This window comes from Streptomyces sp. APSN-46.1, from assembly GCF_022815725.1.
GTDB lineage: Bacteria > Actinomycetota > Actinomycetes > Streptomycetales > Streptomycetaceae > Streptomyces.
In genome coordinates, this window is sequence record NZ_JALGRF010000004.1 from 179,139 (window position 1) to 194,790 (window position 15,652).

Sequence of the window (15,652 nt, forward strand, 5' to 3'; positions counted from 1 at the left end):
TTCCTCCGCGGATCCGCGGGCCGGGAGCGAACGCCGTCGGGCCCGGCCCGCAGCCTGCGAGACCGGGCCCGACGGGAAGGCGTCAGCCGGAGAGGCGCACCGGCATGATCAGGTACTTGTACGACTCGTCCGCCTCCGCGTCGACCGCCGGGCGGCCGCTGAGCAGCGCCGGCTTGGTGGAGCTGGTGAAGCTGAGCTGCGCGGCCGGCGAGTCGATCGCGCTCAGGCCGTCCAGCAGGAAGGTCGGGTTGAAGGCGATCGAGATGTCGTCGCCCTCCAGCTTGGCGTCGACGCGCTCCACAGCCTGTGCGTCGTCGGAGGAACCGGCCTCCAGGATCAGCACGCCCTGCTCGAAGCTCAGGCGGACCGGGGTGTTGCGCTCGGCGACGAGGGCCACGCGCTTGACGGCCTCGACGAACGGGGCGGTCTCGATCACGGCGATGGAGTTGAACTCCGTCGGGAAGAGCGTGCGGTACTTCGGCAGGTCGCCTTCGAGGAGGCGGGTGGTGGTGCGGCGGCCCGCGCCCTCGAAACCGATGAGTCCCTCACCGGCGCCGGAGCCGGAAAGCGCCAGGGTGACGGTGTCACCGCTGGTCAGGGACTTGGCGGTGTCCAGGAGCGTCTTGGCGGGGACCAGGGCCACGGCGGACGCGTCCGGGTTCTCCGGCTTCCACAGGAACTCGCGGACCGCGAAGCGGTAGCGGTCGGTGGAGGCGAGGGTGACGCGGTCGCCCTCGATCTCGATGCGGACACCGGTCAGCACGGGCAGCGTGTCGTCGCGACCGGCGGCGATGGCGACCTGGGCGGCGGCGGAGGCGAAGACCTCGCCGGGCACGGTGCCGGTCGCGGTCGGCATCTGGGGCAGCGCCGGGTATTCCTCCACAGGCAGGGTGTGGAGTGTGAATCGCGAGGAGCCGCAGACCACGACGACCCGTACACCCTCTGTGGAAATCTCCACGGGGCGGTTGGGGAGGGCGCGGCAGATGTCGGCGAGCAGCCGGCCGGAGACCAGGACCGTGCCGTCCTCCTCGACGTCCGCCTCGACGGAGACACGGGCCGAGACCTCGTAGTCGAAGCCGGAGAGGCTCAGCAGGCCGTCCTCGGCCTTGAGCAGCAGGCCCGCGAGGACGGGCACCGGCGGCCGGGCCGGGAGGCTACGGGCCGTCCAGGCCACCGCCTCCGCGAGTACGTCGCGCTCCACCCGGATCTTCACCGGAACCGCCTCCTGCTGTTGCTCGCTCGTCTGCCGGCCTTCGTCGTCGGCTCGGGGCCTCGGTGCCGGAACCGGCTCGGGCCTCGATGCCGGGGACCAGTCTGACGTACGGCGCCGACAGTCGTCGCTGTCGGCGGTCAAGTCGGGAGCGAGGTGTCAGGGAGGGCTGCCCACCGGGTTGTGCACAGGACCTGCTTTAAAACCGAAACCGGTCTCACTATCTATGGGGGTAGTAGTAGGGCCTGTGGAAACGGTGGATAAGCCCGTTCTCGCAGGTCAACTCGCGTTTTTTATCCCCACACCCTGTGGGTGGGACCGGTGGACAACCGGGGTGTCCTGTGGAGAACGAAAAGTTCTGCACAGGCTGTCCCCAGGTGACCCGGGTTACTCCACAGCTGCGTCCCCAGCTTTTCCCCAGTGCTCCACAGCCCAAACGTCGACTTCCGTGTGACGGCTTTCACTCGGGGCGGTGAGAGGAGGTGGATCGTTGCCGAACAGTGGACAACGGTGTGGGTAAGCCGTCTGATCCTGTGCACAGGGTGCGGGAACCTGTGGGTCGGCGGTGGACAGAGGAGTGGATGAGCCTGTGGATACTTTCTCTGTCCACAGGCTGTGGATGAGGCTTGCGCACAATTCCACAGGGGGGTGACCAGGTCTGATGGGAGCTCAAGCCTTAAGCCTGTGGACAGATTGTGGGTGAGGGAACCCGTCCCCAGGCTGTGGACGGAAGAAAGTCGGCGAATCTGTGGATGAGTTGCTCCGCAGGGGGCGTATTCGAACAGGTCAGGGGCGTGAGGACGAAGAAGGGCGCCCCCGAAGTGCTCCGGGGGCGCCCTGTGAGAAGCGTTTTGAAGGGGCCGCTGAAGGCCCCCAACGGCCCTCGCGCGGCCCGCGTCAGCCGTTCTTGATGCGGTTGGTGAGCTCCGTGACCTGGTTGTAGATGGAGCGGCGTTCCGCCATCAGGGCGCGGATCTTGCGATCCGCGTGCATGACGGTCGTGTGGTCGCGACCGCCGAACTGCGCCCCGATCTTGGGCAGGGAGAGGTCGGTCAGCTCACGGCAGAGGTACATGGCGATCTGCCGCGCGGTGACCAGGACCCGGCTGCGCGAGGAGCCGCACAGGTCGTCCACCGTCAGTCCGAAGTAGTCGGCGGTCGCGGCCATGATGTCCGAGGCGGTGATCTCGGGAGCGCTGTCCTCGCCGCCCGGGATCAGGTTCTTGAGGACGTCCTCGGTCAGGCCCAGGTCGACCGGCTGCCGGTTCAGGCTCGCGAAGGCCGTGACCCGGATCAGCGCCCCCTCCAGCTCGCGGATGTTGCGCGAGATGCGGGAGGCGATGAACTCCAGTACCTCCGGCGGGGCGTTGAGCTGCTCCTGCACGGCCTTCTTGCGCAGGATCGCGATACGCGTCTCCAGCTCGGGCGGCTGGACGTCGGTGATCAGGCCCCACTCGAAGCGGTTGCGGAGCCGGTCCTCCAGGGTGACGAGCTGCTTGGGCGGCCGGTCGGAGGAGAGCACGATCTGCTTGTTGGCGTTGTGGAGCGTATTGAAGGTGTGGAAGAACTCCTCCTGCGTCGACTCCTTGCTCGCGAGGAACTGGATGTCGTCGACGAGCAGGATGTCCATCTCGCGGTAGCGCTTGCGGAACGCGTCGCCCTTGCCGTCGCGGATGGAGTTGATGAACTCGTTGGTGAACTCCTCGGAGCTCACGTACCGCACGCGGGTGCCGGGGTAGAGGCTCCGCGCGTAGTGCCCGATGGCGTGCAGCAGGTGCGTCTTGCCGAGGCCCGACTCCCCATAGATGAAGAGGGGGTTGTACGCCTTCGCGGGCGCCTCGGCGACGGCCACCGCGGCGGCGTGCGCGAAGCGGTTGGAGGCGCCGATGACGAAGGTGTCGAAGAGGTACTTGGGGTTCAGCCGGGCGGTCGGCTCCAGCGGGCCCGAGGTGGAGCCGCCGGAGGGGGCCGGGGGCGGCCCGGGCCGGCCGGGCGCGGGGCGCGGGGCCGGCTGCTCGTACTGCTGCTGTTCGTACGGGCGGGACTGCTGGGGTTCGTACCCGGACTGCTCGTACTGCTGCTCGTAGCCGCCCTGGTCGTAGCCGCCCGGCTCGGGCTGCTGGAGGTAGCCCGGCGCCGGGGAGGCGTAGGGGTCACGCTCGGGGAAGCCGCCGAGGCGGGGCTGCTGCCAGCCGTAGTCGTCCTGCTGGCCGCCGCGGGGCCAGGCGCCGGGCTCGGGGCGCGGCTGCTGGTAGTCCGGGTAGGCGGGGCGCGCCGTGGGGAGCTGGTCGTCCGTGGGGCCCGTGTGGCCGGGGCGCTGGCCGCCGTACGTCTCGTAGGCGTCGCGCTGTGAGGGGGCGGGCGGGGCCGGGTGCGCGGGTTCGCCGGCGGAGTCGTCCACCGTGATGGCGATCCGGATGGGGCGTCCGCATTCCCGGCTGAGGGCGTCGCTGATGAGGGGGGCGAGGCGGCCTTCGAGGACGCGCTTGCCCCATTCATTGGGGACGGCGAGCAGTGCGGTGTCGGCGACGAGGGCCAGGGGCTGGCAGCGTTCGACCCACTGCTTGTCCTTGGGCTCGATCCCTTGCTGGCCCTCCCCGAGGAGCTTTTCCAGCACCCGTGGCCACACTGCGGCAAGATCGGCAGGTACGTCAGCCACAGAGCACGCTCTCTCACAGGTCCCGTCCCACGAATGTGTGGTTCTTTGGGACGGTCGGGACAAAAGAATCCGGGATCAGGCAACGGTAGTCAGGCTGGCGGGTACGGTTCAAGTCGTTGTCCACAGCCTGTGCACAGTGTGGGGCACGCAGGGCTCGGTTTGACCGGATGGCGTAGCCGCGCGTACCGTAACGAGGTCGAGTTGTCGATGGCTGCTGCCGCCTGCCTACCGATGGGCGAAGATCACTATTAGTGATCGTTTAGCGGTGCCACTCGGGCGAACACGCGAGTTTCCTCGTGGGCGCACGGTGACAGCCAGGCGATGTCCCGCCACAACGATTCATTCTCTGGAGCCCCCGAGTGAGCAAGCGCACCTTCCAGCCGAACAACCGCCGTCGTGCCAAGACCCACGGCTTCCGCCTGCGGATGCGTACCCGTGCCGGTCGCGCGATTCTCGCGAACCGTCGTGGCAAGGGCCGCGCCGCCCTTTCCGCGTAACCACGCGCAGGTCGTGACGTCGTGCTGTCTCCCGAGAATCGGCTGAGGCGGCGCGAGGACTTCGCGAGTGCGGTACGCCGAGGCCGGCGGGCAGGTCGCCCGCTCCTCGTCGTCCACCTACGTACAAGCGGTGCAACGGACCCGCACGAGTCGGGGGAGATCGATCCCTCGACGCGTGCGGGTTTCGTCGTCAGCAAGGCTGTCGGCATCGCTGTCGTACGTAACCGGGTGAAGCGCCGCTTGCGGCATCTCGTCCGGGAGCGGCTGCCTCAGCTGCCCGCCGGTAGCCTGGTGGTGGTGCGGGCTCTGCCCGGAGCGGGTGATGCCGGCCTCGACGAGCTGGCCCGTGACCTGGACGCCGCCTTGGCGCGGCTGCTGGGAGGCCCGGCTCGATGAAGTACCCGCTGCTCGCTTTGATCAAGCTGTACCAGTGGACGATCAGTCCGCTGCTCGGCCCGGTGTGCCGCTACTACCCGTCGTGCTCGCACTACGGGTACACGGCCATCGACCGGCATGGTGCGGTGAAGGGGACGGTTCTGACCGCCTGGCGGATCCTGCGGTGCAATCCGTGGTCCCCGGGTGGTGTGGATCATGTCCCACCCCGGAAACGCCCGCGTTGGCACGAGCAGCTGCGCAGTGCGTTGCGTAGATCTCGCAATGCTCAAGGAGCCTGATTAGTGGACACGATTGCCAGTCTGTTCAGCTTTATCACCACACCCGTCTCGTGGATCATCGTCCAGTTCCACACGCTGTACGGGGCGATCTTCGGGGCGGACAGTGGGTGGGCCTGGGGCCTGTCCATCGTGTCCCTGGTGATCCTTATCCGTATCTGTCTGATCCCGCTCTTCGTGAAGCAGATCAAGGCGACGCGGGGTATGCAGGCGCTCCAGCCGAAGATGAAGGTGATCCAGGAGCGCTACAAGAACGACAAGCAGCGTCAGTCCGAAGAGATGATGAAGCTGTACAAGGAGACGGGTACCAACCCGCTCTCCTCGTGTCTTCCCATCCTGGCGCAGTCCCCGTTCTTCTTCGCGCTCTACAGCGTGCTGGCGAGCATCGCCAGCGGCAAAGAGATCGGCTACATCGACGGTCCGCTGCTGGCCAGCGCGCGTGAGGCCCACATCTTCGGGGCCCCGCTGGCCTCCAAGTTCATGGACAGCGCCGCGGAGGTCGCCGCCCTGGGCGCCTCGATCACCGATGTGCGCATCGTGACCGCCGTCATGATCATTCTGATGTCGCTGTCGCAGTTCTACACCCAGCGTCAGCTGATGCAGAAGAACGTCGACCTGTCGGTCAAGACGCCGTTCATGCAGCAGCAGAAGATGCTGATGTACATCTTCCCCGTGATCTTCGCGGTCATGGGCATCAACTTCCCCGTCGGTGTCCTCGTCTACTGGCTGACCACGAACGTGTGGACCATGGGCCAGCAGATGTACGTGATCAACCAGAACCCGACGCCGGGCAGCAAGGCGCAGGACCAGTACCTGACCCGCCTCCTGAAGTCGATCACCTCGCACGGTGAGCTGAAGGGCCGGGGCAAGAAGAAGATCGTCGCCGCGATCGTGGCCAAGGGTCCGGACCGCAACGACAACGAGCGCAAGTTCATCACGTCGCTGGCGAAGCAGGGTATGGCCGCCCAGGCGGACGGTTCCGTGACCAAGAGTTCTGAGGCCACCGCCGACGCCGACGCGGCGAGCGGTGGTGTCGCCACGAAGCGGCAGCAGCCCAAGCGGCAGTCGAAGTCGAAGCGTCAGACGCCCCCCAGCAAGCCCTCCAAGAAGTAAGAAGGAGTCCCTCCCGTGACGGAAGGCACCACCACCGCCGCCGCTGAGAGTGGCGACACCCTGACCCGCCTCGAGCAGGAGGGCGAGATCGCGGCCGACTACCTCGAGGGTCTGCTGGACATCGCCGACCTGGACGGCGACATCGACATGGACGTCGAGGCCGACCGGGCCGCGGTGTCGATCGTCAGTGACTCCGCCGGCCGCGACCTGCAGAAGCTCGTGGGCCGCGACGGCGAGGTTCTGGAGGCTCTGCAGGAGCTGACCCGCCTCGCCGTGCACCGGGAGACCGGGGACCGCAGCCGCCTGATGCTGGACATCGCCGGGTTCCGCGCCAAGAAGCGCGAGGAGCTGACGGCGCTGGGCACCCAGGCCGCGGCGGACGTGAAGGCCTCGGGTGAGCCGCTGAAGCTCGCTCCGATGACGCCGTTCGAGCGCAAGGTCGTCCACGACGCCGTGGCGGCCGCCGGTCTGAAGAGCGAGTCCGAGGGCGAGGAGCCGCAGCGCTTCGTCGTGGTGCTCCCGGCCTGACCGGACGTGTGTGTGGTCGGCCCCGTCTGGATCGCAGGCGGGGCCGATGTTTGTAAGCCTGGCTTGACGACACCATCGGTTCTGTACGGAAGGACGGTCCCCGTGACGGAGGCAGCAGAGCTTCCCCCGGCGCCTGACGAGGCGCGCGCGGTGTTCGGTGAATTTTTCCCGGAAGCTGTGCGGTACGCGGAGCTGCTGGCGGATGCGGGAGTCCAGCGGGGCCTGATCGGGCCGCGTGAGGTTCCGCGCCTGTGGGAGCGGCACCTGCTGAATTGCGCGGTGCTGTCGGAGGTGGTGCCCGAGGGCGTCACCGTGTGCGATGTGGGCTCGGGCGCCGGCCTGCCCGGCATCCCGCTGGCCCTGGTGCGACGCGATCTGAAGATCACGCTGCTGGAACCGCTGCTGCGGCGGACGAATTTCCTCCAGGAGGTCGTGGAGCTGCTGGGCCTGGACCATGTCACGGTGGTGCGTGGTCGTGCCGAGGAGGTCCTGGGCACGCTGCCGCCGGTGCACGTGGTCACGGCGCGGGCCGTGGCCCCGCTGGACCGGCTGGCCGGCTGGGGTGTGCCGCTGCTGCGTCCTTACGGCGAGATGCTGGCTCTGAAGGGCGACACCGCCGAGGAGGAGCTGGTGGCGGCGAAGGCCGCGCTGACGAAGCTCGGTGTGGTGAAGACCTCGGTGCTGCATGTGGGCGAGGGCGTCGTGGACCCGCTGTCCACGGTGGTGCGGGTCGAGGTCGGCGAGAGCCCCGGCGGCGTGCGCTTCGCGGCGAAGCGGGCCAAGGCGGCTCGGGTGAGCCGTACGCGCCGACGCCGTTGACACCCCTGTTCCCTTGGGACGAGGGGCCTGTTGCGCCCTATAGGTATGGATTTCGGAGTGTCGTAGCGGGCGGATGACTCCGCCCGGGCATCGTGTTTCACGTGAAACGTCGCTCTCTGCTGCACGGAATCATCAGCCGCGGTCGCGTGGCTGCGTCCCCGCGTCACCACAAGGAGACAGGGGGGACGGAGTTGTCCACATCGGTGGATTCATCCACAGGAGTACGGGCCCCGCTGGTTCGCGACCCCGGTGACATGGCAGGCTCTGTTCATCGCGAGCCTGCTGTCGAGGAGAGTGACACCGTGCGGTCCGACGCCAACCTCGCGGGGCCGATGGCCGATCCGGTCCCCGGTCCCCGCTCTGAATCGGCGGGAGACGATGTTTCACGTGAAACATCGTCTCCGCCCCTTGTGGAACCCCTTGTAGACAATGACACCCCGATCGGCCGAGCCGCCCAGGTGGCGGTCGAGGCGCTGGGCCGTGCCGGCGAGGGCCTGCCACGACCGGCGGCAACCCGGGTCATCGTGGTGGCCAACCAGAAGGGCGGCGTGGGCAAGACCACGACGACCGTGAATCTGGCGGCCTCGCTGGCCCTGCACGGGGCGCGGGTCCTGGTGGTCGACCTCGACCCGCAGGGCAACGCCTCCACGGCGCTGGGTATCGACCACCACGCGGATGTGCCGTCGATCTACGACGTGCTCGTGGACAGTCGTCCGCTCCTGGAGGTCGTCCAGCCAGTAGTGGATGTGGAAGGCCTGTTCTGCGCTCCGGCCACGATCGATCTGGCGGGTGCGGAGATCGAGCTGGTGTCGCTGGTGGCGCGGGAGAGCCGGCTGCAGCGGGCGATCCAGGCGTATCAGCAGCCGCTGGACTACATCCTGATCGACTGCCCGCCTTCGCTGGGGCTGCTGACGGTGAACGCTCTCGTGGCGGGCGCGGAAGTGCTGATCCCGATCCAGTGCGAGTACTACGCGCTGGAAGGTCTGGGACAGCTGCTGCGCAACGTCGATCTGGTGCGGGCGCACCTGAACCCGACGCTGCACGTCTCGACGATCCTGCTGACGATGTACGACGGCAGGACGCGGCTGGCCTCCCAGGTGGCGGAGGAGGTGCGCACCCACTTCGGCAAGGAGGTGCTGCGCACGAGCATTCCGCGGTCGGTGCGCATCTCGGAGGCGCCGAGCTACGGGCAGACGGTGCTCACCTATGACCCGGGTTCCAGTGGTTCCCTGTCCTACCTCGAAGCGGCGCGGGAGATCGCGCTGCGGGGGGCCGGAATTTCGTACGACGCCTCGCAGGCCCATCTGGGCGCGGGCGTGAACAGCACGCAGAGTATGGCGGAGGGGATCCAGTGAGTGAGCGACGTAGGGGTCTGGGGCGGGGGCTCGGCGCGCTGATTCCCGCCGCTCCCCAGGAGCAGACGCCGCAGACGATGGGTGCGGCATCCACGTCCCCGTCGGCGGTGCCGGTGTTGACGTCGGAGCGTGGGATCGCGGCGGCGAAGCTCGCTTCGCTGGCGCAGCTGGGGGCATCCCCAGCGGTTGCCGGCAGTGTTTCACGTGAAACATTGACCGGGGACGCGGCGGTGGGCGAGCCGGAGCCGGCCGCGCCGGAGGTCAACGAGGTGGCGGGAGCGACGTTCGCGGAGCTTCCGATGGACGCGATCACGCCGAACCCGCGGCAGCCGCGAGAGGTGTTCGACGAAGACGCGCTGGCGGAGCTGGTGACCTCCATCCAGGAGGTGGGTCTGCTTCAGCCGGTGGTGGTGCGGCAGTCGGCGCCGGGTCGCTATGAGCTCATCATGGGCGAGCGGCGGTGGCGTGCGTGCCGGGAGGTCGGGCTGGAGCGAATTCCGGCGATCATCCGTGCCACGGACGACGAGAAGCTGCTGCTGGACGCGCTCTTGGAGAACCTGCACCGGGCACAGCTGAATCCGCTGGAGGAGGCGGCCGCGTACGACCAGCTGCTGCGGGACTTCAACTGCACGCATGACCAGCTGGCCGACCGGATCGGGCGTTCGCGCCCGCAGGTGTCGAACACCTTGCGCCTGCTGAAGCTGTCCGCGTCGGTGCAGCGGCGGGTGGCGGCGGGTGTGCTGTCGGCGGGGCACGCGAGGGCGCTGCTGTCGGTCGATGATTCCGAGGCGCAGGACAAGCTGGCGCACCGGATCGTGGCCGAGGGGCTGTCGGTGCGTGCGGTCGAGGAGATCGTGGCGCTGATGGCGTCGGAGCCTTCGAGTGTGGTGAAGCCGAAGGGCCCGCGGGCGGGTGCCCGGGTGGCCCCGGCGCTCAGCCAGCTGGCGACCCGGCTGTCCGACCGGTTCGAGACGCGGGTGAAGGTGGATCTGGGCCAGAAGAAGGGCAAGATCACCGTCGAGTTCGCGTCGATGGAGGATCTGGAACGGATTCTGGGAACCCTGGCGCCGGGCGAGGGCAGGGTGCTGGAACAGGGTCTTTCCGGGGAGTGACGCCTGGAAGTGCCGGCCCGAGGGGCGGGTCGTGCCGGTGGGAGCCGGTACGGTCCGCCCCTTTGCCGTGCTGCGGTTTCGCCTGATTCGAGCTCTGGATACGATGCGGTCATGGGTCGTCGGCTGGTACCACTCACGCTGGACAACCTCCAGGACCTGCCTCGGCGTTGCCGCTCCTGTGTGTTCTGGGAGCTGGATCCCGTCAGTGGAGAGGCCGCCGTGAAGGCGGGTACTTCGGAGCTGGAGAAGGAGGCGTGGATCTCCGCCGTCCTTCTGGAGTGGGGCTCGTGCGGCCGGGTGGTCTATGTGGACGAGGTCCCGGTGGGGTTCGTCCTCTACGCGCCGCCCGCGTACGTGCCCCGGTCGACGGCGTTTCCGACCAGCCCGGTCTCTCCTGACGCGGTGCAGCTGATCACGGCATGGATCATGCCGGGCTATCAGGGCCAGGGACTGGGGCGGGTGATGGTCCAGACGGTGGCGAAGGATCTGCTGAGGCGCGGCTTCCGCGCAATCGAGGCGTTCGGCGACGCACGGTGGGAGGGCCCGGCGTGTCTGCTGCCGGCGGACCACCTGCTGTCGGTGGGCTTCAAGACGGTGCGGCCCCATCCGGTGCATCCGCGGTTGCGGCTGGAGTTGCGGTCGACGCTGTCGTGGAAGGAAGACGTGGAGCTGGCGCTGGACCGGCTGCTGGGCGCGGCGCGGAAGGAACCGGCGCTGCGTCCGCTGTGAGCGGGATGCGCGAACGGGGCCGCCCCGGGATGGGGTGGCCCCGTTTTACGTGAAACAACCGCAGGTTCGTCAGGCGGTCTTGACCTCGACGAAGCCCGCGAGGTCGCGCAGGATGGCAGCCTTCGGCTTGGCACCGACGATGGTCTTGGTGACCTCTCCGCCCTGGTACACGTTCAGGGTCGGGATGGACATGACGCCGTACTTGGCAGCCGTGGCCGGGTTCTGGTCGATGTTGAGCTTGACGATCTCGATCTGGTCGCCGTACTCGGCCGCGATGGCCTCCAGGGACGGCGCGATCTGGCGGCACGGGCCGCACCATTCGGCCCAGAAGTCCACCAGCACGGGCTTGTCGCTGGCGAGGACCTCGGTGTCGAAGTCAGCGTCGGTCACGTTCTTGAGGGTGCCGGCCACAGCGGCCTCCTTCTTCCTGCGGGGTGTGGTGTGGGGATCTGGGGGGTCAGACAGTCGCGTGGGCGTGCTCGGCGTCCGCGAGGGCGGCGAGGAAACGCTCCGCGTCCAGGGCGGCGGAGCAGCCGGTGCCGGCGGCGGTGATGGCCTGACGGTAGGTGTGGTCGACGACGTCGCCGGCGCCGAAGACACCGGTGAGGTTGGTGCGGGTGGAGGGGGCGTCGACCTTGAGGTAGCCCTCCTCGTCCAGCTGCAGCTGGCCGGTGAACAGCTCCGTGCGCGGGTCGTGGCCGACGGCGATGAAGAGGCCGGTCACGGGCAGCGCGGAGGTTTCGCCGGTCTTGGTGTTGCGCAGGGTGAGACCGGTGAGCTTCTGCTCGCCGTGGATCTCGGCGACCTCGCTGTCCCAGGCGAACTTGATCTTCGGGTCGGCGAAGGCGCGGTCCTGCATGGCCTTGGAGGCGCGAAGGCTGTCGCGGCGGTGGACGATGGTGACGCTCTTGGCGAACCGGGAGAGGAAGGTCGCCTCTTCCATGGCGGTGTCGCCGCCGCCGACCACGGCGATGTCCTGGTCCTTGAAGAAGAACCCGTCGCAGGTCGCGCACCAGGAGACGCCGCGGCCGGAGAGGGCGTCCTCGTTGGGCAGGCCGAGCTTGCGGTGCTGGGAGCCGGTGGTGATGATGACGGCCTTGGCGCGGTGCACGGTGCCGGCGGTGTCGGTGACGGTCTTGATGTCGCCGGTGAGGTCCACGGAGACGACGTCGTCAGGGATCAGCTCCGCACCGAAACGCTCGGCCTGGCCGCGCATGTTGTCCATGAGGTCCGGACCCATGATGCCGTCCTGGAACCCGGGGAAGTTCTCGACCTCGGTGGTGTTCATCAGCGCGCCGCCGGCGGTGACGGCACCTTCGAAGACCAGGGGCTTGAGCGAAGCGCGTGCGGTGTACAGGGCGGCCGTGTAACCGGCCGGCCCGGAGCCGATGATGATCACGTTTCGTACGTCGCTCACGGGTTTTTTCCTCGTCTCTGCGGACTGCGTGCTGCCTATCGGAGGCCGGTGCGGACTCTCACCCCACCCAACGGATCCTACGGCGCGCACATTCCCCACTTGTCCGCGTGCGGCCCCGATCGGGTCAGCTTCGCGGGTAGGTGCTGGTCAGCAGAGGCTTTCCGGGGGCCGTCGTGGTGCTGTTCACACAGTCGGCGTCGACGAGGTAGGCGTCCACACGGGCGGGGTCGCCGGGGTGGGGGAGGACGACGAGGTATACGGGGATGCCCTGGTAGCCGCCGCGTTCGGTGGCGAGCGGTGTGTCCGGACGGCCGGTGGCCTCTTGCACGCAGGGTGGCAGCGCGGAGGCCAGGCGGTCTTGGGGCGCGATCCCGGCAGCGGGTGGGGTGTTCTCCATCCCGTACGTGTTGTTGCCCTCTGTGGTGGTGGTCTTGGCGCCTTCCGCGGAGGCGAGCAGCTGCTGGACGCTGCTCCGCAGACCCTGGGCGCTGTACGTGTCGGCCGAGGGCTGGGCGGCGCCGCTGTCGGATCTGCCCCGGGTGGCGGTGTCGTGGGCGGGCGGGCCGGAGGGGCCGTTGAGCAGGAAGACGGCCAGGGCGAAGGCCGCGGCGCCGGCGAGGCCGGTGGCGAGGGCGATACGGCGGCGGGCGCGGCGGCGGCCAGGGCCGGTTGCTCCGACCGGGTGACCGGCGGGCCGGTGGACGCCGGATCCAGCGGATCCCGTGCCACCGACGGCGGGCTGCCCGGCGGGTGCGGTCTCGGCACGGTGGGTGGTGGCGTCGAGGAGTGCCTCGGCGGCGAGAGCCGCGTCGATGCGCCCGGCGATGTCGGCGGGCATCCGCGGCGGGCCCGGGAGGGTGCCGAGGAGCGCGCGGATCTCTTCGAGGGAGGCCTGGACGTCGGCGCACAGGGCGCAGTCGCCGAGGTGGCGGCGCACTTCGGCCGTGCGGACGGGGGAGAGGAGCCCCTCGGTCAGTTCGGAGATTTCCGAGACGTCCGGGTGCCGGATCGTGCCGGTTGTGGGAGTCACGTTCGTCCACCTCCGCCCTTCACAGCGTCTGGGTCTGGGGCCGGGAACGGGGCCGCATGCATGGCGCTTTCCGCTGATGGGACGGACGTCCCCGGCGTCCGGTTCCTTCCCCGCTCGGTGGCGGTGTTATCCCCGGCATTCGTGCGTAGATGGGTGAGCATCGGGAGGAGCTTCGCCCGGCCTCGCGCGCACCGGCTCTTCACGGTTCCGACGGGCACATCGAGGACGCGGGCCGCTTCGGCGACGGGGTACCCCTGCATGTCGACGAGGATGAGCGCGGCCCGCTGCTCGGCCGGCAGGGTGCCGAGGGCGGCCAGGAGCTGGCGGTGGAGGTCCTGGCGTTCCGCGGGCGCCTCCGCGGATTCGTGAGGCTCCAGGAGGCGCTCCAGGCGCTCTGTGTCGTCCAGGGGCGAGGTCTTGCGGGAGGCCGTCTTGCGGGCCCGGTCGAGGCAGGCGTTGACGGTGATGCGGTGCAGCCACGTGGTGACGGCGGATTCGCCGCGGAAGCTGTGGGCGGCCCGGTAGGCGGAGACGAGGGCGTCCTGAACGGCGTCGGCCGCTTCCTCGCGGTCGCCCAGGGTGCGCAGGGCGACGGCCCACAGCCTGTCCCGGTGGCGGCGTACGAGCTCACCGAAGGCGTCGGGGTCTCCGGCGGCGTGCAGGGCCAGGAGTTCCTGGTCGCTGTGGCCGCCGGTTGCGGCGTCGTCCAACGGTGAGCCCCTCCCCTGGTGTGTCAGCCCGCGAACGTCACATCCGTGATGGCCTGCTTGTAGCCGGCTTTGGTGTAGTCGTCCGCGCCGGCCTGCGGCATGGCGGTGATCCACAGGAGGACGTAGCGCGTCTTGACCGGTGTCTCGGCGGTCAGCTTGAGCGCGCTGTCCGAGGTGGTGGCGCCGACGATCTTCTTCATGGAGGCGACCGGGGTCTGCGAGGACATGTTCTTGGTCGCGTAGAGCGTGACGGTGGTGTGGTTGCCGGCGAACTTCAGCGCTATCGAGGCGGCGCTGACCTCCTGCTCGGAGCCGAGGTCGTAGACGACGCCGAGGCCCGCCTTGACCTTCACCTCGGGGCCGTCGTAGAAGGTCCGGGTGCGCCAGTAGGTGGAGTCGTCCCCGTCGTAGGTGTTGGGGACGCCGTCGAGGTCCTGGGGCGTGCCGTCGGGGTAGTACTCCTCGGCCCGCTTGATGGCGATCGGCGCGGGGTCCTTCTTCTCCGGTGCGTTGTCGCCGTGGTGGGTCTGCTGTTGCTGGTCGTCGCTCTGGTTGTTGCGGCCCAGGAGGGCGTCGGCCAGCTGCCAGCTGCCGAGTCCGAGGGCGGCGATCAGCAGGGCCGCGACACCCCACTTGAGGACCCGGCCGGTGCGGCTCTGCAGCGGCGGCGGGGGCGTGACGGCGAGGTTCTGGACGGCCGGGCCGCCGGGAGGCGTGGGCCTGCCGTAGCTGCCCTGCTGGTAGGTGGTGTGCTGGTACTCGGGCGGGGCGGTGAAGACGGGCTCCGGCGGCCGGATGCGGGGCATCGCGGCGACGGCCTTGGCCAGTTCCTCGGGAGTGGTGCAGGCGGGTTCCTGGCGGGAGGCGGTGGCACCGTCGTTGGCGAGGGCGCGCATGGCGAGCTCGCCCAGGCCCCGGTGCACGCCGGCGCGGACCTGGTCGGGAGCGATCAGGCCGACGCCCTTGGGCAGGCCGGTGAGGCCGTAGGCGTCGTTCTCGTACGGCCAGCGCTGGGTGAGGGCGGCGTACAGGAGCGCGCCGATGGCCTCGGTGTCGGCGCGCTGCGGGGTCTCGCTGGTGATGCCGCGCAGGGCGGCGTTCACGGCGAGGCCGCGGATGCGGTACTGGCCCGTGGAGGTGCGCAGTATCGCGCTGGGTGTCAGGCGCAGGTGGGCCAGGCCCTCGCGGTGGGCCGCGGCCATCGCCTGGGAGATCTGGCTGACGAGCTGGTAGGCCTCGTGGTGCTCCAGCGGGCCCGCCGCGAGGAGTGCGGTGAGCTCGGTGGCGTCGGGCAGCCATTCGTGGACGACGTAGACGAGGTCGTTCTCCTCGACCGCGTCGAGGACCTGGACGAACCGGGGGTCGCCGAGGAGGGCGGAGGACCGGGCGGCGGCCAGGACCGAGCGGCCCCGTGGGTGGTCGGCGGGTAGCAGGTGGACGCCCACGGCGCGGCGCAGCTTCTCGTCCATCGCGCGCCAGCTGCTGAATCCGTCCAGACGGGTGACGCACTCCTCGAGTCGGTAGCGTCTGGCGAGCTTGTGGCCGCTGTGGAGTTCGGGCGCAGCCGAGGGGGCCGCGCTTGCGCGTTCGCCGTCCTTCTCGGGCATGGGTCCGTCCGCGGCTCGTCCGTTCTGGGTGTCCACCCCGTCGGCCGTGGCCTGGGCCGCTTTCGCGGCCAGCGGCTCGTCGCCGCTGTTGTCGGCCACGTCGACGGCAGCCGTGCTACGTTCCGCCACCGTCGTCCCTGCCTCCCCATCCGTTGCGCGCTGTCGGCCAGTCTGCGAAGCCATGCCAATTGTGCCC

Annotated in this window: 16 protein-coding genes; 9 read left to right on the plus strand and 7 right to left on the minus strand. The window is 69.2% G+C overall.

What is annotated here, in order from left to right; genetic code table 11:
* Window positions 1-82: 82 nt before the first annotated feature.
* Both dnaN and dnaA read right to left on the minus strand, forming a co-directional pair.
* A complete protein-coding gene (gene dnaN / locus MTF65_RS15210) occupies window positions 83-1,213 on the minus strand; it encodes a DNA polymerase III subunit beta (protein WP_243629224.1) in 1,131 nt (376 codons plus the stop codon).
* Window positions 1,214-2,107: 894 nt separating this feature from the next.
* The gene (gene dnaA / locus MTF65_RS15215) at window positions 2,108-3,868 is read right to left on the minus strand and encodes a chromosomal replication initiator protein DnaA (protein ID WP_243629225.1); all 1,761 of its coding nucleotides are present in this window, start codon (window positions 3,866-3,868) and stop codon (window positions 2,108-2,110) included.
* Window positions 3,869-4,227: 359 nt separating this feature from the next.
* On the opposite strand from dnaA, the gene rpmH reads away from it, so the two are divergent.
* The 9 genes from rpmH to MTF65_RS15260 all read left to right on the plus strand — a co-directional run bounded on the left by rpmH (window position 4,228) and on the right by MTF65_RS15260 (window position 10,692).
* Window positions 4,228-4,365: a 50S ribosomal protein L34 gene (gene rpmH, locus MTF65_RS15220; protein ID WP_008741645.1), complete on the plus strand. Its 138-nt coding sequence runs from the start codon at window positions 4,228-4,230 to the stop codon at window positions 4,363-4,365.
* A gap of 21 nt (window positions 4,366-4,386) precedes the next feature.
* Window positions 4,387-4,761, plus strand: coding sequence for a ribonuclease P protein component (rnpA, locus tag MTF65_RS15225; protein WP_243629226.1), 375 nt, complete (start codon window positions 4,387-4,389; stop codon window positions 4,759-4,761).
* Window positions 4,758-5,039, plus strand: coding sequence for a membrane protein insertion efficiency factor YidD (yidD, locus tag MTF65_RS15230; RefSeq protein ID WP_075970728.1), 282 nt, complete (start codon window positions 4,758-4,760; stop codon window positions 5,037-5,039). The genes rnpA and yidD overlap by 4 nt, the downstream gene beginning before the upstream one ends.
* 3 nt (window positions 5,040-5,042) lie before the next feature.
* A complete protein-coding gene (yidC, locus tag MTF65_RS15235) occupies window positions 5,043-6,149 on the plus strand; it encodes a membrane protein insertase YidC (protein ID WP_243629227.1) in 1,107 nt (368 codons plus the stop codon).
* 15 nt (window positions 6,150-6,164) lie between these two features.
* Window positions 6,165-6,677, plus strand: a complete 513-nt coding sequence (locus MTF65_RS15240; RefSeq protein WP_243629228.1) for a R3H domain-containing nucleic acid-binding protein — start codon at window positions 6,165-6,167, stop codon at window positions 6,675-6,677.
* A gap of 102 nt (window positions 6,678-6,779) precedes the next feature.
* A complete protein-coding gene (gene rsmG / locus MTF65_RS15245; RefSeq protein WP_243629229.1) occupies window positions 6,780-7,496 on the plus strand; it encodes a 16S rRNA (guanine(527)-N(7))-methyltransferase RsmG in 717 nt (238 codons plus the stop codon).
* 254 nt (window positions 7,497-7,750) lie between these two features.
* Entirely contained in the window at window positions 7,751-8,851 is a 1,101-nt protein-coding gene (locus MTF65_RS15250) for a ParA family protein (RefSeq protein ID WP_279399091.1), read from the plus strand.
* Window positions 8,848-9,963, plus strand: coding sequence for a ParB/RepB/Spo0J family partition protein (locus tag MTF65_RS15255; protein ID WP_243629230.1), 1,116 nt, complete (start codon window positions 8,848-8,850; stop codon window positions 9,961-9,963). The genes MTF65_RS15250 and MTF65_RS15255 overlap by 4 nt, the downstream gene beginning before the upstream one ends.
* Before the next feature lie 111 nt (window positions 9,964-10,074).
* Entirely contained in the window at window positions 10,075-10,692 is a 618-nt protein-coding gene (locus MTF65_RS15260) for a GNAT family N-acetyltransferase (protein ID WP_243629231.1), read from the plus strand.
* Window positions 10,693-10,761: 69 nt separating this feature from the next.
* Here MTF65_RS15260 and trxA read toward each other — a convergent pair whose 3' ends face one another.
* The 5 genes from trxA to MTF65_RS15285 all read right to left on the minus strand — a co-directional run bounded on the left by trxA (window position 10,762) and on the right by MTF65_RS15285 (window position 15,585).
* On the minus strand, window positions 10,762-11,103 hold the full coding sequence (trxA, locus tag MTF65_RS15265) for a thioredoxin (RefSeq protein WP_243629232.1): 342 nt from the start codon (window positions 11,101-11,103) through the stop codon (window positions 10,762-10,764).
* Window positions 11,104-11,149: 46 nt separating this feature from the next.
* A complete protein-coding gene (gene trxB, locus MTF65_RS15270; RefSeq protein WP_243629233.1) occupies window positions 11,150-12,109 on the minus strand; it encodes a thioredoxin-disulfide reductase in 960 nt (319 codons plus the stop codon).
* Between the two features lie 124 nt (window positions 12,110-12,233).
* Window positions 12,234-13,139: an anti-sigma factor gene (locus MTF65_RS15275; RefSeq protein WP_243629234.1), complete on the minus strand. Its 906-nt coding sequence runs from the start codon at window positions 13,137-13,139 to the stop codon at window positions 12,234-12,236.
* Window positions 13,136-13,849 (minus strand): RNA polymerase sigma factor SigM, encoded by a 714-nt coding sequence (gene sigM, locus MTF65_RS15280; RefSeq protein ID WP_243629235.1) that lies wholly within the window; start codon window positions 13,847-13,849, stop codon window positions 13,136-13,138. Before sigM ends, MTF65_RS15275 begins: the two co-directional genes overlap by 4 nt.
* Window positions 13,850-13,872: 23 nt before the next feature.
* The gene (locus MTF65_RS15285; RefSeq protein WP_243629236.1) at window positions 13,873-15,585 is read right to left on the minus strand and encodes a protein kinase family protein; all 1,713 of its coding nucleotides are present in this window, start codon (window positions 15,583-15,585) and stop codon (window positions 13,873-13,875) included.
* Between the last annotated feature and the right edge of the window lie 67 nt (window positions 15,586-15,652).

Bases quoted from the DNA above. Each gene is read 5' to 3' on its own strand.
- yidD (WP_075970728.1), top strand. From the start codon at position 4,758: ATGAAGTACCCGCTGCTCGCTTTGATCAAGCTGTACCAGTGGACGATC.
- MTF65_RS15250 (WP_279399091.1), top strand. From the start codon at position 7,751: ATGGCAGGCTCTGTTCATCGCGAGCCTGCTGTCGAGGAGAGTGACACC.
- MTF65_RS15260 (WP_243629231.1), top strand. From the start codon at position 10,075: ATGGGTCGTCGGCTGGTACCACTCACGCTGGACAACCTCCAGGACCTG.